This is a genomic window from Mycolicibacterium smegmatis (genome assembly GCF_001457595.1).
GTDB classification, from domain to species: Bacteria; Actinomycetota; Actinomycetes; order Mycobacteriales; family Mycobacteriaceae; genus Mycobacterium; species Mycobacterium smegmatis.
This window is the reverse complement of sequence record NZ_LN831039.1, coordinates 2,502,292-2,520,397: the sequence shown is the minus strand read 5'-3', so window position 1 is coordinate 2,520,397 and position 18,106 is coordinate 2,502,292. Positions and strand designations below refer to the sequence as shown.

Sequence of the window (18,106 nt, the reverse complement as noted above, 5' to 3'; positions counted from 1 at the left end):
GCGACGATCCGTAATCTGGCGAGCATGAAATCGCTCCGGCGGATGAGACAGGTGGCCGCCGTCTTGTGTGCCGCGATGCTGGTCGGCACGGGGTGCGCCCGGTTCGATGCGGCACAGTCGGAGCCGTTCACCACCGAACCCGAGCTGCGGCCCGGCCCCACCACGACTCCGCCGCCGCCCCCGCCGCTGCCGGCGGTTCCGTTCCCCAAGGAATGCCCCGCGCCGGGTGTCATGCAGGGCTGCCTCGACAGCACCAGTGGCCTGATCATGGGCGCCGACAGCCAGTCCGCGCTGGTGGGCGAGCGGTTGACGGGTGCGATCAAAGAGGTCGCCACGCGTGCCGAGCCGAAGATCAAGACCGTGATCCCCGTCGATCCGTCAGGTGACGGCGGCCTGATGGACATCGTGAAGTCCCCGACGTACATCCAGGACCGGTTGATGTACGCCTACATCAGCACGCCCACCGACAACCGCGTCGTGCGTATCGCCGACGGCGACGTGCCCAAGCCGATCCTCACCGGCATCCCCAAGGGCGCCACCGGGAACATGGGCTCGCTGATCTTCACGAGTCCCACGACGTTGTTGGTGCAGACCGGCGACGCGGGTGACCCTGCCATGGCGGCCGATCCGAACTCGCCGGCGGGCAAGGTGCTGCGCATCGAGCAGCCCACCACGGTCAACCAGGCGCCCATCACCACCGCGATGTCGGGCATGGGCGCCGGTGGCGGCATGTGCATCGACCCGTCCGACGGGTCGTTGTACGTCACCGACCGCACGCCGACGGCCGACCGCCTGCAGCGGATGACCAAGGACTCCAAGATCTCGACGGTGTGGACCTGGCCCGACCGTCCTGGGGTGGCGGGCTGTGCCGCGCTCGACGGCACGGTGCTGGTGAACCTCGTCGACACCAAGAAGACCGTCGCCGTGCACATGGCACCCGACACCGGTGCGGTGACGGGCGAACCCGAGGTGGTGCGGGACAACACGCGTGGTCACGTGTGGGCACTGCAGCTGTCCCCCGACGGCAACGTGTGGGGCGCGACGGTCAACAAGACCGCCGGCGACGCCGAGAAGCTCGACGACGTGGTGTTCCCGTTGTTCCCGCAGGGCGGCGGATTCCCGCGCGGCGATGCCGACAAGACCTGAGCCACAACCCTTTTCGCAGTCACGCTCGATATCTGTGCGTCAGCGGCGAATCGGGGCCGTACGTGCGCGCCAGCGGCCGGATATGTGACCGGACCCACATCACGTACCATTGTCCGAGTGCCTGAACGCCAGCGCCGACGATACGCACCGCGGCTGCCGCGAGAGCAAAGGCGCCAGCAACTGCTCGACGCGGCACTCACCGTGCTGGCCGACTGCCCATTGCACGAACTGAGCATGGAGGCCGTCGCCGAGGCCGCGGGCGTGGGCAAACCGGTCCTCTACACCGCGTACCGCACGCGCGCGGAACTGGTCACCGCACTGCTCACCCGCGAGCACAAACGGGGACTCGACCAGGTTCGTGCGGCGCTGCCCAACGATCTCATCGTCGCCGGTCCCACCGAGGCCTACACCGCCACCGTGTCAGCGTTTCTCCAGTCTGTCCTGGAGAACCCGACCCGGTGGCGTCTCATTCTGACCGTCCCCGACAGCGCTCCGCGCGAGTACCGGGCCGCGGTACGCCACGCGCGTTCGCAGATCGTCGCGCTGGCCGAGTCTTTCGCGCGCGCAGGCATCGAACTGGATCCCCGGCTGACCAACCTGGACCCCGAACTGATCGGCCACACGATGCTGTCGTTCGCCGAGATGCTTGGCCGGCTCGCCGTGCACGATCCCGAGACCTACACGCGCGAGCGGCTCGAGCAGTACGCGGCGACGACGATGAAGATGTTCGCCGGCCAGTTCCCGGTTCCGACCTGACGCCCGTCAGCGCCGGCCGCGGGCGGCCGAAATCAGCTCCGGCCGCGGGCGGCCGAAATCAGCTCCGGCCGCGGGCGGCCGAAATCAGCTCTGACCGCAGGCCGCCAGCACCAGTTCGCGCACCCGCGCGGCGTCCGCCGAACCCTTGGTGGCCTTCATGACCGCACCCACGATCGCGCCCGCGGCCTGGACCTTGCCGCCGCGGATCTTCTCGACGATGTCGGGGTTGGCGGCCAGCGCCTCGTCCACTGCGGCCTGGATCACCGAATCGTCGCGCACCAGCGCGAGTCCGCGGTCGGTCATCACCTGTTCGGGCTCGCCCTCACTGGCGAGCACGCCCTCGACGACCTGGCGGGCGAGCTTGTTGGACAGCTTGCCCTCGTCGACGAGCTTCACCACGGCCGCCACCTGGGCCGGGCTGATGGGCAGCTCGTCGAGTTCGACGCCTGCCTCGTTGGCCTTCTGCACCAGGAAGTTGCCCCACCATGCGCGGGCCGCCTCACTGGAGACACCGTGGTCGACGGTGGCCGCGACCAGTTCGACCGCCCCGGCGTTGACCAGGTCGCGCATCACCTCGTCGGAGACGCCCCAGTCGTCCTGGATCCGCTTGCGCGCGAGCCACGGCAGCTCCGGGATGGTCGTGCGCAGACGCTCGACGAGTTCGGGGCTCGGCGCGACGGGTTCCAGATCGGGCTCGGGGAAGTAGCGGTAGTCCTGCGCGGTCTCCTTGCTGCGTCCCGGCGAGGTGTAGCCGTCCTCATGGAAGTGCCGTGTCTCCTGTGTGACAGTGCCGCCCGCATCGAGAACCGCTGCCTGACGGCGCATCTCGTATCGCACGGCAACCTCGACACTGCGCAGCGAGTTCACGTTCTTGGTCTCGGTGCGGGTGCCGAACTCCTTGGCGCCCTTGGGTTTGAGCGACACGTTCGAATCACACCGCATCGAGCCCTGGTCCATGCGGACGTCCGAGACGTCCAGGGCGCGCATGAGCTGCCGCAGCGCCGTGACGTAGGCGCGCGCGATCTCCGGCGCGCGGGCGCCCGCGCCCTCGATGGGCTTGGTGACGATCTCGATGAGCGGCACCCCCGCACGGTTGTAGTCCGCGAGCGATGTCGTCGCGCCGGCGATGCGGCCCGTGTCGCTGCCCAGGTGGGTCAGCTTGCCGGTGTCCTCCTCCATATGGGCGCGTTCGATCTCCACGCGCCATGTGGTGCCGTCCTCCAGCGGGACGTCGAGGTAGCCGTCGACCGCGATGGGCTCGTCGTACTGCGAGATCTGGTAGTTCTTCGGCTGGTCCGGGTAGAAGTAGTTCTTCCGCGCGAACCGGCCCCACGGCGTGATCTCGCAGTTCAGCGCGAGCCCGATGCGGATGGCCGACTCCACCGCGGCCTCGTTGAGCACCGGCAGCGCGCCCGGCAGGCCGAGGCATACCGGGCAGACGAGCGTGTTGGGCTCGGCGCCGAACCGGTTGGCGCACCCGCAGAACATCTTGGTGGCTGTCGACAGCTCGACGTGCACCTCCATGCCCATGACGGGTTCGTAGCGCGCGACGACGTCGTCGAAGTCAACGAGTTCAGCGGTGGTGGCAGCGGTCATGAGGCGATTTTAGTTTGAGCCCTCGCCCCTGCCGCGAGCGCCCGAAGGCAGAGGAGAACCCTCAGCCGAAGAATTCCGCGGCGTCGTCGTAACGGGACTGCGGCACCAGCTTGAGCTGGCGCACCGCGTCGGCCAGCGGCACGCGGCCGATCTCCTGGCCGCGCAGCGACACCATCATCCCGTACTCGCCCGCGTGCGCGGCGTCGGCGGCGTTGACGCCGAAACGCGTCGCCAGCACGCGGTCGTAGGCCGTCGGGGTGCCGCCGCGCTGCACGTGCCCGAGCACCGTGACGCGCACCTCCTTGTTGATGCGCTTCTCCACCTCGAGCGCGAGTTGCTGCGCGACGCCGGTGAACCGCTCGTGGCCGAATTCGTCGATACCGCCCTCGCGCAGCCGCATGGAACCCTCGGCAGGCTTGGCGCCCTCGGCGACCACACAGATGAAGTGCGAGTCCCCGCGCACGAAGCGCTGTTTGACCAGCCGGCACACCTCTTCGACGTCGAACGGCTGCTCGGGGATGAGCGTCATGTGCGCACCCGAGGCGATACCCGCGTTGAGCGCGATCCAGCCGGCGTGGCGGCCCATGACCTCGACCAGCATGACGCGCTGATGCGATTCGGCGGTGCTGTGCAACCGGTCGATGGCCTCGGTCGCCACGGTCAGCGCGGTGTCGTGGCCGAACGTCACGTCGGTGCAGTCGATGTCGTTGTCGATGGTCTTGGGCACGCCGACCACCGGCACGTTCTCCTCGGACAGCCAGTGCGCCGCGGTCAGCGTGCCTTCGCCGCCGATCGGGATCAGCACGTCGATGCCGTTGTCTTCCAGCGTCTGCTTGATCTGGTCGAGGCCGTTGCGCAGCTTCTCGGGGTTGACGCGTGCCGTGCCGAGGATCGTGCCGCCCTTGGCCAGCAGCCGGTCGTTGCGGTCGTCGTTGGCGAGCTGGATCCGGCGGTCCTCCAGCAGGCCGCGCCAACCGTCGAGGAACCCGACCACCGACGAGCCGTAGCGCTGGTCGCACGTGCGCACGACCGCCCGGATCACCGCGTTCAGGCCTGGACAGTCACCGCCACCGGTGAGAACTCCGATCCGCATGCCCTTTGCCCTCCTGCTACTCGCGTAGCTTCATCTTCCCCCGTCAGAGCGCAGATGGCAGCGGACCGCGCGCAGCCTCGTAGGCCGCGCCGACGCGGTAGAGCCGGTCGTCGGCGAGCGCGGGGGCCATGATCTGCAGGCCGACGGGCAGACCGTCGTCGGGCGACAGGCCCGACGGGACCGACATGCCGCAGTGCCCGGCCAGGTTCAGCGGCAGCGTGCACAGGTCGAACAGGTACATCGCCAGCGGGTCGTCGACCTTCTCCCCCAGCCCGAATGCGGTGGTCGGCGTCGCGGGCGACACCAGCACGTCGACGTTCTCGTACGCGCGGTCCAGGTCGCGCGCGATCAGCGTCCGGACCTTCTGGGCCTGGTTGTAGTAGGCGTCGTAGTAGCCCGCCGAAAGCGCGTATGTGCCGATCATGATGCGGCGCTTGACTTCTGGGCCGAATCCGGCGGCACGTGTGAGCGCCATGACCTCTTCGGCGCTGTGGGTGCCGTCGTCGCCGACGCGCAGGCCGAACCGCATCGCGTCGAAACGCGCGAGGTTGCTCGACACCTCCGAGGGCAGGATCAGGTAATAGGCCGCCATCGCGTGGTCGAAGTGCGGGCAGTCCACCTCGGTGACCTCGGCGCCCAGCGCGGTCAGCTGCTCGACGGCGGCGTTGAACGACTGCAGCACGCCCGGCTGGTAGCCGTCCCCGCGCAGCTGCTTGACCACACCCACACGCACACCCTTGAGGTCGCCCGTCGCGCCGGCCCTGGCGGCGGCGACCACATCGGGCACGTCGGCCTTGACCGACGTCGAGTCGCGCGCGTCGTGGCCTGCGATCACGGCGTGCAGCAGCGCGGTGTCGAGCACCGTGCGCGCGCACGGGCCGCCCTGGTCCAGTGACGAAGCACACGCGATGAGCCCGTACCGCGACACCGTGCCGTACGTGGGCTTGACGCCGACCGTGGCGGTCAGCGCGGCCGGCTGGCGGATCGAACCGCCGGTGTCGGAGCCGATGGCCAGCGGCGCCTGGTAGGCCGCGAGCGCGGCGGCGCTGCCGCCGCCGGAGCCGCCAGGCACGCGCTCGGTGTTCCACGGGTTGCGCGTCGGGCCGTACGCCGAGTTCTCGGTCGAGCTGCCCATGGCGAACTCGTCCATGTTGGTCTTGCCGAGGATCGGGATGCCCGCGGCACGCAGCTTGACCGTCACGGTCGCGTCGTACGGGGACTGCCAGCCTTCGAGGATCTTCGACCCGCACGTCGTGGGCATGTCGGTCGTGGTGAACACGTCCTTGAGCGCGAGCGGCACGCCCGCCAGCGGCGACGGCAGCTGCTCGCCTGCCGCGACCGCGGCGTCGACACGGGCCGCCTCGGCGAGTGCGGAATCGGCAGCGACGTGCAGGAACGCGTGGAAGCGATCGTCGGTCGCGGCGATCTGGTCGAGGTGGGCCTGGGTGACCTCGGTCGAGGACACCTCCTTGGCCGCGATCTTGGCGCCCAGCGTCGCGGCGTCGCTGCGGATCAGTTCGGTGCTCATTCGGGCTCCCCCAGAATCCTCGGCACCGCGAACCGGCCGTCGGCCGCCTTCGGTGCGGCTGCCAGCGCTTCGTCCTGGGTCAGGCACGGCTGCACCGCGTCGGGCCGGGTCACGTTGACGTCCTTGAGGGGGTTGTCGGTCGGCTCGACACCGGTGACATCCACGGACTGGATCTGGCTGACATGGCCGAGGATCGCGTCCAATTGGCCGGCGAAACCGTCCAGCTCGTCTTCGGTCAGCGCCAGCCGGGCCAGTCGGGCCAGGTGGGCGACCTCGTCTCGGGAGATCTGTGACACGACTAAGCAGCCTAGTCAAGAGAGTGGGAGCCGAGACCACAGGGCGGGAGCCGAGCGACCGGACATGCTCACGTGAGCACGCTGTGAAAAGGTGTTGGCCGTGCCTTCGTATCTGCTGCGCGTCCAACTCGAGGACCGACCGGGCAGCCTCGGCTCGCTCGCGGTGGCCCTCGGCTCGGTCGGCGCAGACATCCTCTCGCTCGACGTCGTCGAGCGTGGACCGGGCTACGCGATCGACGATCTGGTCGTCGAACTGCCCGCCGGGTCCATGCCCGACACCCTGATCACGGCCGCGGAGAACCTCAACGGCGTGTTCGTCGACAGCATCCGGCCGCACACCGGCCTGCTGGAGGCGCACCGCGAGCTCGAGCTGATCGATCACATCGCGGCCGCGCCCACCAAGGCGGACAAGTTGCAGGTGCTCGCCTCCGAGGCGCCCCGCGTGCTGCGCGTCGGCTGGTGCACGGTGGTCCGGTCGGCCGGTGACAGTGCCGAACGCCTCGCCGCGAGCCACGGCGCACCCGAGACGCAGGCCGCGACGGCACCGTGGCTGCCACTGCAGCACGCCGAGGCCCTCGACGAGACGGCGGACTGGGTTCCGCAGGTGTGGCGCGACATGGCCACGACGCTGGCCGCGGCGCCGCTCGGCGACCACAGCACCGCAGTGGTCCTCGGCAGGCCCGGTGGCCCGAAGTTCCGGCCCTCGGAGGTCGCCCGGCTGGGCTACCTCGCCGGGATCGTCGCGACGATCCTGCGCTGAGCCCCACCACATTCGTTGGGGCATTTATTGGGGCGCAACAACTCTGCGTCCCACACCGCCGAGATCCCGTCTACTCGGCCGGCTCGACCGGCGGCCCCTGTTCGAGCAACCGACGGAACCCGTCCTCGTCGAGGACCGGCACGCCGAGTTCGACCGCCTTGTCGTACTTGGACCCTGGCGCGTCGCCGGCCACCACGTAGGCGGTCTTCTTCGACACCGAACCCGCGGCCTTGCCGCCGCGCGCGATGATCGCCTCCTTGGCCTGGTCGCGGCTGAAGCCGGCCAGCGATCCGGTCACCACGATCGAGAGTCCTTCTAGCGTGCGCTCGATGCTGGCGTCGCGTTCGTCGGCCATGCGCACCCCGGCCGCGCGCCACTTGTCGACGATCGCACGGTGCCAGTCGACGGTGAACCAGTCCTTGACGGCCGCGGCGATGGTGGGGCCGACGCCCTCGACGGCGGCCAGCTCCTCTTCCGACGCCGCCTCGATGGCCTCCAGGCTGCCGAACTCGGTGGCCAGTGCGCGCGCCGCGGTGGGCCCGACATGCCGGATGGACAGCGCGACGAGCACCCGCCACAGCGGCTGCTCCTTGGCCTTGGTGAGGTTGGCCAGCAGACGCTTGCCGTTGGCCGAGAGCTCACCCTTCTTGGTGGTGAACAGTTCGGTGCGCAGCAGGTCATCGGCGGTGAGGGTGAACAGGTCCCCCTCATCCGGAATCACCTGTGCGGCAAGAAGAGCCGTGGCCGCCTCGTAGCCCAGCCCCTCGATGTCGAAGGCACCGCGACCGGCGAGGTGGAACAGCCGCTCCCGCAGCTGCGCCGGGCAGCTGCGCGAGTTGGGGCAGCGGATGTCGGCGTCGCCCTCCTTCGCCGGGGCCAACTCGGTTCCGCACTCGGGGCAATGCGTCGGGAACTCGAACTCCCGCTCGGTGCCGTCGCGCAGGTCGACGACAGGCCCCAGCACCTCGGGGATGACGTCGCCGGCCTTGCGGATCACCACGGTGTCGCCGATCAGCACGCCCTTGCGTTTGACCTCCGAGGCGTTGTGCAGGGTCGCCAGGCCCACGGTGGACCCGGCCACCTTGACCGGTTCCATGTAGGCGAACGGCGTGACCCTGCCGGTGCGGCCGACGTTGACCCGGATGTCGAGCAGCTTGGTGGTGGCCTCCTCGGGCGGGTACTTGTAGGCCACGGCCCAGCGCGGCGCGCGCGAGGTCGCCCCGAGGCGGCGTTGCAACGCGACCTCGTCGACCTTGACCACCACACCGTCGATTTCGTGCTCGACCTCGTGGCGGTGCTCGCCCCAGTAGGCGATGCGTTCGGCGACCTCGGCGACGGTGGACACCTTGGTGGTGTGCTCGGACACCGGTAGGCCCCACGCCCCGAGTGCGCGGTAGGCGTCGTGCAGCGACGCCGGGGTGAAGCCCTCGGTGTATCCGATGCCGTGACAGATCATCCGCAGCTTGCGGCGCGCGGTGACCGCGGGGTTCTTCTGGCGCAGCGAACCGGCCGCGCTGTTGCGGGGATTGGCGAACGGCGGCTTGCCCTCGGCCACCAGACCCGCGTTGAGCTCCTCGAAGTCGGCGACACGGAAGAAGACCTCGCCGCGCACTTCGAGCACGGCGGGCACCGGGAACTCGTCGGAGGGCGTCAACCGCTCGGGGATGTCGTCGATGGTGCGCGCGTTGAGCGTGACGTCCTCGCCGGTGCGCCCGTCGCCGCGCGTGGCGCCCCGCTCGAGCCTGCCGTCGCGGTACACCAGAGACAGCGCGACACCGTCGATCTTGAGCTCGCACAGGAAATGCGCCGCGTCGCCGGTCTCGCTGCTGATGCGGGCGGCCCACGCGGTCAGCTCGTCGGAATCGAACACGTTGTCCAGCGACAGCATCCGTTCCAGATGCTCGGCGGGCGCGAACTCGGTGGCGAACCCGGCGCCGCCCACCAACTGGGTGGGTGAATCGGGCGTCCGCAACTCAGGGTGAGCGTCCTCGAGCGCCTGCAGTTCGCGCAGCAGCTTGTCGAACTCCGCGTCCGAGATGATCGGCGCGTCCTTGACGTAGTACCGGAACTGGTGTTCGCGCACCTCGTCGGCAAGTTCCTGCCAGCGCCGCCGCTCGTCGGCGTCAGGCTGTTCGGGCAGTTCCGCTTCGACTTCTCCGGTTGCCTTCTCGCTCACTCTGGCAGGCTAGCCGAGCGCACCGACACCCATCAGCACCCCTTGCAGGTCGTCGGCAATTTTTCGGGTGATTAACCTGGCGTCATGCCCCACCCCATCATGTTCAGCGACGACGATCCGGGTCTGGCCGAGGTACGCGCCATCGCGCTGGGGTTTCCCGGCGCGTTCGAGAAGGTGTCGTGGGGCAGGCCGGTGTTCTGCGCGCCGAAGATGTTCGCCATGTACGGCGGCAACGTGAAGGGCGAGGCACGCGGCGAGATGATCCCGTACCCGCACTCGGTTCTGGTCAAGGTCGACGAGAGCGACCGCAAAGCGCTCGAACAGGACAGCCGCTTCTTCTTCCCGGCCTACATGGGCCCGTTCGGGTGGCTGGGCCTCGATCTCACCGCGGCCGAGGTCGACTGGGAAGAGGTCACCGAACTCCTCGATGCCTCCTACCGGATGGTGGCGTCGAAAAAGCTCGTCAAACAACTCGACCAACAGCCGGGAGCCGTCACATGAGTTTCGCCAGCCCGTTCCCCGACGTCACGATCCCGCCGGTCAGCGTCCACGACTTTCTGTTCGCCGGTCTCGACGACGCGGACGCGGGCCGGGTGGCGCTCGTCGACAGCCGGACCGGCGCAGAGACCACCTACGGCGAACTGATCGGGCGCATCGAGGAGTTCGCGGGCGCGCTGGCGGCCCGCGGGATCGGCGTCGGCGACGTGGTGGCGCTGCTGTCGCCCAACAGTTCGGCGTTCGCGGTGGCCTTCCACGGAATCCTGCGCGCGGGTGCCACCGCCACCACCGTCAACGCGCTGTTCACCGCGCGCGACATCGCCAAGCAGCTCACGGATTCGAAGGCCAAGCTACTGCTCACCGTGAATGCCCTTGCGCCACAGGCCCGTGAGGCCGCGGCCGCGGTGGGGCTGACCGATGATGCCGTCGTGCTGCTCGACGGTGAGGGCCTGCCCACCGGCCATGCCGCACCTCAGGTGACCTTCGACCCCGCCACCCATCTGGCGGTGCTGCCCTACAGCTCGGGCACGACGGCAAATCCCAAGGGCGTCATGCTCACCCACAGGAACCTGGTCGCCAACGTCGCGCAGATCCGGCCGCTGCAAGGGATGCGCCGGGACGACCGGCTGCTCGCGGTGCTCCCGTTCTTCCACATCTACGGAATGACGGTGCTGCTCAACGCCGCGCTGCACGCGCGCGCCCAACTGGTGGTGATGCCGTCGTTCGATCTCGCGGAGTTCCTCGGCAACATCGCCGAGCGCAGGTGCACCTACGCCTACATCGCTCCCCCGGTCGCCGTCGCGCTGGCCAAGCACCCCATGGTCGATTCGTACGACCTGTCGGCGCTGGAGGGCATCATGTCCGGTGCGGCGTCGCTGGACGCCGAGCTCGGCCTGGCCGTCGCACGACGGCTCGACTGCCGGGTGGTGCAGGGGTACGGCATGAGCGAGCTGAGCCCGGTCAGCCACGTTACCCCGAAAGACGGCGGGCTCTCGACCGTCGGGACAGTGGCACCGCTCGATTCGTGTGGCTGGACCGTGCCCAACTCCGAGAGCAAGATCGTCGACCCGGAGACCGGTGCCGAGATCGAAGTTCCCGCAGAGGGTTTGAGCGAGACCGGCGAGTTGTGGTTCAAGGGCCCCAATGTCATGGCCGGGTATCTCAACAACGAGCGCGCGACGCGCGAGACCATCGACGACGACGGCTTCCTGCACACCGGTGATCTGGCGCGGGTGGACGCCACGGGTTGCGTCTACATCGTCGACCGGCTCAAGGAACTCATCAAGTACAAGGGGTATCAGGTGCCGCCGGCCGAACTGGAGGCCCTGCTGCTGACGCATCCGGGCATCGCCGACGCCGCGGTGATCGGTGTGCAGGATCCGGAATCGGGCGAAGAGGTGCCCAAGGCGTTCGTGGTCCGGCAGCCCGGCATCGATCTCGGCGCCGACGAGGTCATGGCGTTCGTGGCCGGTCAGGTCGCGCCGTACAAGAAGGTGCGCCAGGTCGAGTTCATCGAGGCCGTGCCGAAATCGGCGGCGGGCAAGATCCTGCGCAAGGAACTGCGGACTCGCTAGATCAGATCCCTTCGGGGTCCTGCGCGAAACCGTCGGCGGCCTTCTGCGCCAGTTCGATCGCGGTGCGGGCCCACTCGGGTGTGGCGCCTGCCAGCCCGCACGCGGGCGTCACGCCGATCCGCTCACGCAGCACCTCGCGTGCGAAGCCGAGCCGATCGGTCACGGCGACAACGGATTTCGCGATCTCTTCGACCGCCGGTCTGCGGTCGGGTGCGGACGTCGGCACGACGCCGAGCAACACGGTGCGACCGGCGTCGACGAACTCCCCCACGCCGTCGAGATCCGCTGCGGTGAGCGTCGACACGTCGACGGAGATCGCGTGGATGTCGCTGCGCAGCAACGCCTTCCACGGCAGGTCGGCCGCGCAACTGTGCACGGCGACCTCGGTGTCGGCCTGCGCCACGCACGCGTCGAGCAGGCTCATGGCCAGCGGTTCGTCGACGGGGTGCACCGGGGTCAGGCTCGTCACGCCGGACAGGCGGCCCTGCAGCGCCGCGGGCAGCGACGGTTCGTCGAACTGCACCACCACGGTCGTCTCCAGGCGCCGGGCCACCTCGGCGCGGTGTGCCGCGACGCCCTCGGCCAGCGACGCCCCGAGGTCCCGAAGCGCACCGGGATCGGTGATGGCCCGGTGTCCCCCGGGCAGTTCGAGGTGCGCGGCCAGCGTGACGGGACCGGGCGCCTGCAGCTTGACCGGGCGGCCGCTGCCGCGCAGACCGGCCTTCTCCCACGCCTCTTCGAGCGCGTCGAGATCCTCGCCGAGCAGGCTCACCGCGCGGCGCAGCGCCGAACTGCGCCCCGGTGCGATCCGGTACCCGCGCGGCACGGTGTCGATACCGATGTCGACCAGAAGCGCCCCGGCGCGGCCGATCAGATCGGCGCCGATGCCGCGGGCAGGCAGCTCCACCAGATGCGACAGCGTGTGCAGTTCACCGACGACGATCTCGGCGGCCTGCCGCGCCGTGGTCCCCGGCCAGGATCCGACACCGGTCGCGGTCGCGAAAATACTCACGGCGTGAACGATATTCGACGGACGCTCATCGACGCGTGATGGTCGCGCTCGCGATGACCTCGTCACCGTCGGGGTCGGGCCGGTAGAGCACCATGGTCTGTCCCGGTGCCACGCCGCGCAGTGGTGCCCGCAGGCTCAGTTCGAGCTTGCCGTCGCGCAACTCGGCCACGGTGTCGGTGATGCCGCCGTGCGCGCGCACCTGCACCTGGCACTCGATGGGGCCGCCGGGTTCGACGCCGCTGGTGAACACCGGCCGTTCACCGGTCAGTTCCCACACCTCGAGGTCCTCGGCAGGCCCGACGCGCACCGTGCCGGTCTCGGCGTCGATCGCGGTGACGTAGCGCGGGCGCCCGTCGGCGCCAGGTCCGGCGATGCCGAGGCCCTTGCGCTGACCGATCGTGAACCCGTGCACACCGTCGTGCTCGGCGAGCACGGTCCCGCTGCCGTCGACCACCGCACCGGGACGCACACCGATATGCGCGCCGAGGAAGGCCTTGGTGTCGCCGGTCGGGATGAAGCAGATGTCGTGGCTGTCGGGCTTTTCGGCGACGGCCAGGCCGCGCTCGGCGGCCTCGGCGCGGATCTGCGGCTTGGGGGTGTCACCGATGGGGAACAGCGCGTGACGCAACTGTTCGGCGGTCAGCACGCCCAGCACGTAGGACTGGTCCTTGTCGGCGTCGACGGCACGGCGCAACCGCCCGTCGGACAGCCGGGCGTAGTGCCCGGTGGCCACGGCGTCGAAGCCCAGCGCCAGCGCCCTGGCGGCCAGCGCCGAGAACTTGATGCGCTCGTTGCACCGCACGCACGGGTTCGGGGTCTCACCGCGCGCGTAGGACTCGACGAAGTCGTCGATCACGTCGTCCTTGAACCGGTCGGCGAAATCCCATACGTAGAACGGGATTCCGAGGATGTCGGCCACGCGGCGGGCGTCGGAGGCGTCTTCCTTCGAGCAGCATCCGCGGGATCCGGTGCGCAGCGTGCCCGGCGCGCTGGACAGCGCGAGGTGCACCCCGACCACGTCGTGTCCGGCGTCGACCATGCGCGCCGCGGCCACCGACGAATCGACACCGCCGCTCATCGCGACCAGAACCCTCATCGGCTCACCGTCCCCGCACTCGCGAGCGCGGCCTGCCTGGCCCGCTCGACCGCGGCGGGCAGGACTTCGAGCGCGGTGTCCACGTCGGCCTCGGTGCTGGTGTGTCCCAGCGACAGTCGCAACGAGCCCCGCGCCTTGACGGCATCGGCACCCATGGCGATCAGCACGTGCGACGCCTGCGCCACACCGGCGGTGCACGCCGAGCCCGTCGAGCATTCGACACCCTTGGCATCGAGCAGCATCAGCAGCGAATCCCCTTCGCAGCCGTGGAAGGTGAAGTGGGCGTTGCCGGGCAGCCTGGCGTCGCCGCGGGCTCCGTTGAGCTGCGCGTCCTCGATGGCCGACAGCACGCCGTCGATCAGCCGGTCACGCAGCGCACGCACCCGGGCGCTGTTGTCGGCCAGGTTCTCGATCGCCACACCTGCCGCGGTCGCCATGGCCACCACACCGGCCACATCCGGTGTGCCGGAACGCACATCGCGTTCCTGACCGCCGCCGTGCAGCAACGGCACGCACGCTGTGTCGCGGCGCAGCAGCAGCGCGCCGACACCGGTCGGCCCGCCGAACTTGTGCGCCGTGACGCTCATCGCGGCCAGTCCACTGGCCCCGAAATTTACCGGGATCTGCCCGACGGCCTGCACGGCGTCGCTGTGCATCGGCACCCCGAACTCCGCGGCGACGGCCGCGAGCTCGGCGATCGGCATGATCGTTCCGACCTCGTTGTTGGCCCACATGACGCTCACGAGCGCGACGTCGTCGGCCCCCGCCTGCAGGGCCTCCCGTAGCGCGGCCGGGCTCACCGCACCGTCGCGGTCCACGGGCAGCCAGGTGACCTCGGCGCCCTCGTGCGCGACGAGCCACTCGACCGCGTCGAGCACCGCGTGGTGTTCGACGGCGGTGGTGATGATGCGCCTGCGCGCCGGATCGGCGTCGTGACGGGCCCAGTAGATGCCCTTGACGGCGAGGTTGTCGCTCTCGGTACCGCCCGTGGTGAAGATGATCTCGGACGGTCGCGCGCCCAGCAGCCGGGCGAGGGCCTCACGGGCCTCTTCCATGCGGCGGCGGGCCGCGCGTCCCGAACCGTGCAGTGACGAGGCGTTTCCGACGCCGGCCAGCACAGCCGTCATCGCCTCGATGGCGGCTGGATGCATCGGTGTGGTGGCGGCGTGATCAAGGTAGACCTGCCTGCCCGCAGTGGAGGTCATAACCACACCAGGATAGCCGCAGTTCGCGGGCCTGACGGATCGGCCGGTCAGGCCGCGATGGCGTGCGTGCGCGCATCGCGCCGCTCGTGCTCGCCGCGCACCTCGGCCTCGCAGCGCGCCGCGAGCGCGCGCCGGTCGTCACCGGGCAGTTGCAGCGCGCCGGCGTGCACGTGGCACACCGTGCGACGTGCGGTGACGACGCGGCACACCGACCGCAGCAGCGTGTCCTGCCCGACGAACGCGGGCGTGGTCGACGGGCGGCCGTCGCGGTGCCGGTAGGTCAGCCGCAGCGGCTGCACCGGGCGGGCCGCGTCGACGGCCGCCTGGAACATCGCGGGACGGAACGGCCCGTGTGCGAGCCCGCACCACGTGGTGCCCTCCGGGAAGGCCACCACGGTGCGCCCGGCGCGCAGACGGTCGGCCACCGTGGCGACCACCGCGGGCAGCCTGCGCAGGCTCGCGCGGTCGATGGGGATGACCTTCATGAGACGGGCCACTCGCCCCAGCGCGGTCCATTCGACGAGGTCGGCGCGGGCCACGAACGAGCCCGGCAACACCGAGCCGATGGCGAAGATGTCGAGCCACGACACGTGTCCGCTGACCACCAGGACGCCCTGCAGATTGCGAATCGGCCCGCCTGACAAGCGAATCCGCACTCCAAGGCAACGCAGCAGCAGCCGGCAGTAGATGCGCTGCACGTGTGAGCGGCCCGGCAGCGGAACCGCGAGCAGCGGCATGCCGGGCAGCAGCACCAGGGCCGCCGACAGGCGCGCCGCGGTGCGCAGCCAGACGATCACGCGCCGTCCCTGCTCGACGCTGTGCACGCAGCCGGCGTCGCACGACGCCTTGGGCAGCCAGGGGTGCTCGCGCGTGGTCATGCCGCCCCGCCCGTCATGTGGGCGGCAGCGGAGGCCGAGCGCAGGCGTCGCAGGTAACGGACGTCGGCCCGCCGCTTGTCGAGCAGCGCGGGAAAGTCGCCGACGCCGAACACCGGATCGTGGGCGGGCTCGCCGCACACCTGGGCGCCGAGGCGCAGGTAGCCGCGCATCAGCGCGGGCACGGTGACGCGCTCCGGCGGGGCGATGTCATCGAGGGTCCTGCCGTCGAGCACCACGGGCCGGTACGGGTGGACGGTGTACGGCGCGGCATGGCGGCGCCGCACGAAGTCGCGGACGCCGCGGATCTGGGCGCCAGGTGCCTCGCCAGCCGCACCGGCCACCGGCACCGAGACGCAACCCGTCACGTGGTCGTAGCCCGCGTAGTCGAGGTAGGCGAGGATGCCCGCCCACATCAGCAGCACCACCGCGCCGTTGCGGTGGTCCTGCCGCACCACGGCGCGGCCCATCTCCACCAGCGAGGGGCGCAGGACATCCAGTGCGGTGACGTCGAATTCGGTCGCCGTGTACAGCCCGCCCGCGGCGATCGCGCCCGGCGGCGGCAGCATGCGGTAGCAGCCCACAAGTTCGCCGCTGCGCTCGTCGCGAACCAGGAGGTGGTCGCAGTATTCGTCGAAGTGGTCCGCGTCTCGGCCGTCGGCGGACCCGGCCAACGCGTAGCCCGGCTCGGACGTGAACACGTCGTGACGCAACCGCTGCGCGGCGTCGATGAGGTCGGGGTCGGTGGTCAGCAGAAGCGTGTAGCGCTTTGCCCCGCGGTCGGGACGTGTGGTGGCCTCGTCGGCCGCGATGAGGACAGATGCCGCTCTCATGCTCATGACAAGCACGCTCGCTCAGCCGGTTCTCGGGACGGCATCGCGTACGTGACGTGTCCGTGAGCGGTTGGTGACGACTCGGCGGGCGTCTCCACTCACCCCACGTGCAGTGTGAAATTCGTCACTTCGGCGCGTCAGCTGTAGAACGTGACGTTTTGCTCGACGGGGTTGCGCGGGATGTCCAGATGGTTCGCCGGGAAGGCCGGATCGGGGTAGCCGATCGACATTCCGCACAGCACCGTCAGCTCGTCGGGGATGTCGAGTTCGGCCCGCAGCACATCGGCGCACATCGCGACCGACACCTGCACGCAACTGCCGATGCCCCGCTCGGTGAGCGCCAGCAGGAACGTCTGCAGGAACGTCTGCAGGAACATGCCCACCCCGACGCTGTCGACCAGGCCGAGGTCGCGGTGCATGCACACCACACCGGCCAACGGTGCGCCGAAGAACTCCCAGTTGCGCAGCTGCGCGGCCCACCGCGCCTCGGTGTCGGCACGGGCGATCCCCATCGACCCGTACACCAGTGCGCCCAGCTGGGAGCGCAGATGCTGGAATGCGTCGGGCAGGCCAAGCGACGTGGGCCGCCGGGCCCGCACCTCGGCGGTGAGCGCCGCGACCAGGCGTTCGCGGCGTTCACCACTGGCGAAGTAGACCCGCCACGGCTGCACGTTCGAGTTCGACGGCGCCCGCATCGCCAGCGTGAGCGCCTCCTCGATCAGCTCGTGCGGCACGGGCTTGTCCGGCAGGAACTTCCGGGTGGACCGCCGGGCTCGGACCGCCTCGGCGAGTTCCATGTCAGCGCCCCGCGAGCCAGTCGGCGAAGCGAATGGTCGCGAGCTTGCCGTCGTCGCCCGTGACCAGGCTGTCGTCGTCGACCGCGGTGCCGAAGTAGGTGGCCTGAGCGTCCACCACGACGGGTTTGTCGTCGCCGTGCTTGGCCAGCACGGCCTTGGCCATGTCGGCGAATGAAAGCTTCTCCGGCCCACCGATGTTCACGATGCCGTTGACGGCGGCGGCCTGCGCGGCGCGCGCCACCTCGGCGGCCACCTCATCGGAGGCGATCAGCTGGATGCGCCCGTCGGGAACCCGCACCTCGTCGCCGGCGACCAGCGTCTGCGTGATGGACTCGGCGAACTCGTGGAACTGGGTGGCGCGCACGATCGTGTGGTCGATGCCGGAGGCGGCGATCGCCTTCTCCTGGGCCACCTTGGCGCGCATGTAGCCGCTGTCGGGCAGCGCGTCACATCCGACGATGGACAGCGCGACGTAGTGGCCGGTGCCGGTCTTGGTGGCCGCCTCGGTCAGGTTGCGGGTCGAGGTGGTGAAGAAGTTCATGACGTCGTCGTCGGCGAACGACGGTGAGTTGACGACGTCGACCAGCACCTCGGCTCCTGTGAGCGCGTCGGCGAGCCCCTCACCGGTGAGGACATCGGCACCCGTGTCGCGGGACGCGGCGACGACGTCGTGGCCCGCCTCGTTGAGCGCTGCGACGACCTTCGACCCGATCAGGCCCGTGGCACCGAAAACTGTGATCTTCATGGCTCCGTCTACCTCCTCGGCAGTGTTGTGACCTGTGTCCACACTGGCACCGCCGGGCCGCGCGGGAACCCCGGAAAGTTCGTGGTCCTTGAAATCGAAGGGGTCCGGCAAAAAACACAG

The 18,106-nt window shown here is 69.8% G+C and carries 17 protein-coding genes; 5 read left to right on the top strand and 12 right to left on the bottom strand.

What is annotated here, in order from left to right; genetic code table 11:
- The first annotated feature begins 24 nt into the window (after nucleotides 1-24).
- Together AT701_RS11970 and AT701_RS11965 are read left to right on the top strand one after the other, a co-directional pair.
- On the top strand, nucleotides 25-1,146 hold the full coding sequence (locus AT701_RS11970; RefSeq protein ID WP_174519584.1) for a PQQ-dependent sugar dehydrogenase: 1,122 nt from the start codon (nucleotides 25-27) through the stop codon (nucleotides 1,144-1,146).
- Between the two features lie 84 nt (nucleotides 1,147-1,230).
- The gene (locus AT701_RS11965) at nucleotides 1,231-1,902 is read left to right on the top strand and encodes a TetR/AcrR family transcriptional regulator (RefSeq protein WP_014877368.1); all 672 of its coding nucleotides are present in this window, start codon (nucleotides 1,231-1,233) and stop codon (nucleotides 1,900-1,902) included.
- Between the two features lie 84 nt (nucleotides 1,903-1,986).
- Here AT701_RS11965 and gatB read toward each other — a convergent pair whose 3' ends face one another.
- The 4 genes from gatB to gatC form a co-directional block, all read right to left on the bottom strand.
- Nucleotides 1,987-3,498 carry an Asp-tRNA(Asn)/Glu-tRNA(Gln) amidotransferase subunit GatB gene (gene gatB, locus AT701_RS11960; RefSeq protein ID WP_058125883.1) on the bottom strand — a complete coding sequence of 504 codons (1,512 nt, stop codon included), beginning with the start codon at nucleotides 3,496-3,498 and terminating at the stop codon, nucleotides 1,987-1,989.
- A gap of 61 nt (nucleotides 3,499-3,559) precedes the next feature.
- A complete protein-coding gene (locus tag AT701_RS11955; protein WP_003893734.1) occupies nucleotides 3,560-4,591 on the bottom strand; it encodes an ATP-dependent 6-phosphofructokinase in 1,032 nt (343 codons plus the stop codon).
- Between the two features lie 43 nt (nucleotides 4,592-4,634).
- Complete coding sequence (gene gatA, locus AT701_RS11950) at nucleotides 4,635-6,119, bottom strand: Asp-tRNA(Asn)/Glu-tRNA(Gln) amidotransferase subunit GatA (RefSeq protein ID WP_003893733.1); 1,485 nt, start codon at nucleotides 6,117-6,119, stop codon at nucleotides 4,635-4,637.
- Nucleotides 6,116-6,415: an Asp-tRNA(Asn)/Glu-tRNA(Gln) amidotransferase subunit GatC gene (gene gatC / locus AT701_RS11945; RefSeq protein ID WP_058125882.1), complete on the bottom strand. Its 300-nt coding sequence runs from the start codon at nucleotides 6,413-6,415 to the stop codon at nucleotides 6,116-6,118. Before gatC ends, gatA begins: the two co-directional genes overlap by 4 nt.
- 91 nt (nucleotides 6,416-6,506) lie before the next feature.
- On the opposite strand from gatC, the gene AT701_RS11940 reads away from it, so the two are divergent.
- Nucleotides 6,507-7,175: an ACT domain-containing protein gene (locus tag AT701_RS11940; RefSeq protein WP_174519583.1), complete on the top strand. Its 669-nt coding sequence runs from the start codon at nucleotides 6,507-6,509 to the stop codon at nucleotides 7,173-7,175.
- A 70-nt stretch (nucleotides 7,176-7,245) separates the two neighbouring features.
- On the opposite strand, the gene ligA is transcribed toward AT701_RS11940, so the two are convergent.
- A complete protein-coding gene (gene ligA / locus AT701_RS11935) occupies nucleotides 7,246-9,351 on the bottom strand; it encodes an NAD-dependent DNA ligase LigA (RefSeq protein WP_058125881.1) in 2,106 nt (701 codons plus the stop codon).
- Nucleotides 9,352-9,435: 84 nt separating this feature from the next.
- Between ligA and AT701_RS11930 the strand changes: the two genes are divergently transcribed.
- Together AT701_RS11930 and AT701_RS11925 are read left to right on the top strand one after the other, a co-directional pair.
- A complete protein-coding gene (locus AT701_RS11930; protein ID WP_003893728.1) occupies nucleotides 9,436-9,852 on the top strand; it encodes an MmcQ/YjbR family DNA-binding protein in 417 nt (138 codons plus the stop codon).
- Nucleotides 9,849-11,423 carry a 4-coumarate--CoA ligase family protein gene (locus AT701_RS11925; protein WP_058125880.1) on the top strand — a complete coding sequence of 525 codons (1,575 nt, stop codon included), beginning with the start codon at nucleotides 9,849-9,851 and terminating at the stop codon, nucleotides 11,421-11,423. Before AT701_RS11930 ends, AT701_RS11925 begins: the two co-directional genes overlap by 4 nt.
- A gap of 1 nt (nucleotide 11,424) precedes the next feature.
- Here the strand turns inward: AT701_RS11925 and AT701_RS11920 are convergent, their stop codons facing one another.
- From AT701_RS11920 to AT701_RS11890, 7 genes are all read right to left on the bottom strand, one after another.
- Complete coding sequence (locus tag AT701_RS11920) at nucleotides 11,425-12,435, bottom strand: uroporphyrinogen decarboxylase/cobalamine-independent methonine synthase family protein (protein ID WP_058125879.1); 1,011 nt, start codon at nucleotides 12,433-12,435, stop codon at nucleotides 11,425-11,427.
- 25 nt (nucleotides 12,436-12,460) lie between these two features.
- A complete protein-coding gene (gene mnmA / locus AT701_RS11915) occupies nucleotides 12,461-13,531 on the bottom strand; it encodes a tRNA 2-thiouridine(34) synthase MnmA (RefSeq protein ID WP_058125878.1) in 1,071 nt (356 codons plus the stop codon).
- Complete coding sequence (locus AT701_RS11910; RefSeq protein WP_003893724.1) at nucleotides 13,528-14,736, bottom strand: cysteine desulfurase family protein; 1,209 nt, start codon at nucleotides 14,734-14,736, stop codon at nucleotides 13,528-13,530. Before AT701_RS11910 ends, mnmA begins: the two co-directional genes overlap by 4 nt.
- A gap of 47 nt (nucleotides 14,737-14,783) precedes the next feature.
- Complete coding sequence (locus AT701_RS11905) at nucleotides 14,784-15,614, bottom strand: lysophospholipid acyltransferase family protein (RefSeq protein ID WP_058125877.1); 831 nt, start codon at nucleotides 15,612-15,614, stop codon at nucleotides 14,784-14,786.
- Nucleotides 15,611-16,444, bottom strand: coding sequence for a GNAT family N-acetyltransferase (locus AT701_RS11900; RefSeq protein ID WP_058127608.1), 834 nt, complete (start codon nucleotides 16,442-16,444; stop codon nucleotides 15,611-15,613). The genes AT701_RS11905 and AT701_RS11900 overlap by 4 nt, the downstream gene beginning before the upstream one ends.
- 137 nt (nucleotides 16,445-16,581) lie before the next feature.
- Complete coding sequence (locus AT701_RS11895) at nucleotides 16,582-17,241, bottom strand: nitroreductase (protein ID WP_058125876.1); 660 nt, start codon at nucleotides 17,239-17,241, stop codon at nucleotides 16,582-16,584.
- Nucleotide 17,242: 1 nt separating this feature from the next.
- Nucleotides 17,243-17,986 carry an SDR family oxidoreductase gene (locus tag AT701_RS11890; protein ID WP_058125875.1) on the bottom strand — a complete coding sequence of 248 codons (744 nt, stop codon included), beginning with the start codon at nucleotides 17,984-17,986 and terminating at the stop codon, nucleotides 17,243-17,245.
- Nucleotides 17,987-18,106 lie beyond the last annotated feature (120 nt).

What these genes read in the sequence shown, in the direction of transcription:
- AT701_RS11970 (WP_174519584.1), top strand. Translation starts at nt 25, where the DNA reads ATGAAATCGCTCCGGCGGATGAGACAGGTGGCCGCCGTCTTGTGTGCC.
- gatB (WP_058125883.1), bottom strand. Translation starts at nt 3,498, where the DNA reads ATGACCGCTGCCACCACCGCTGAACTCGTTGACTTCGACGACGTCGTC.
- AT701_RS11955 (WP_003893734.1), bottom strand. Translation starts at nt 4,591, where the DNA reads ATGCGGATCGGAGTTCTCACCGGTGGCGGTGACTGTCCAGGCCTGAAC.
- gatA (WP_003893733.1), bottom strand. Translation starts at nt 6,119, where the DNA reads ATGAGCACCGAACTGATCCGCAGCGACGCCGCGACGCTGGGCGCCAAG.
- AT701_RS11930 (WP_003893728.1), top strand. Translation starts at nt 9,436, where the DNA reads ATGCCCCACCCCATCATGTTCAGCGACGACGATCCGGGTCTGGCCGAG.
- AT701_RS11925 (WP_058125880.1), top strand. Translation starts at nt 9,849, where the DNA reads ATGAGTTTCGCCAGCCCGTTCCCCGACGTCACGATCCCGCCGGTCAGC.
- mnmA (WP_058125878.1), bottom strand. Translation starts at nt 13,531, where the DNA reads ATGAGGGTTCTGGTCGCGATGAGCGGCGGTGTCGATTCGTCGGTGGCC.
- AT701_RS11910 (WP_003893724.1), bottom strand. Translation starts at nt 14,736, where the DNA reads ATGACCTCCACTGCGGGCAGGCAGGTCTACCTTGATCACGCCGCCACC.
- AT701_RS11905 (WP_058125877.1), bottom strand. Translation starts at nt 15,614, where the DNA reads ATGACCACGCGCGAGCACCCCTGGCTGCCCAAGGCGTCGTGCGACGCC.
- AT701_RS11900 (WP_058127608.1), bottom strand. Translation starts at nt 16,444, where the DNA reads ATGAGAGCGGCATCTGTCCTCATCGCGGCCGACGAGGCCACCACACGT.
- AT701_RS11895 (WP_058125876.1), bottom strand. Translation starts at nt 17,241, where the DNA reads ATGGAACTCGCCGAGGCGGTCCGAGCCCGGCGGTCCACCCGGAAGTTC.
- AT701_RS11890 (WP_058125875.1), bottom strand. Translation starts at nt 17,986, where the DNA reads ATGAAGATCACAGTTTTCGGTGCCACGGGCCTGATCGGGTCGAAGGTC.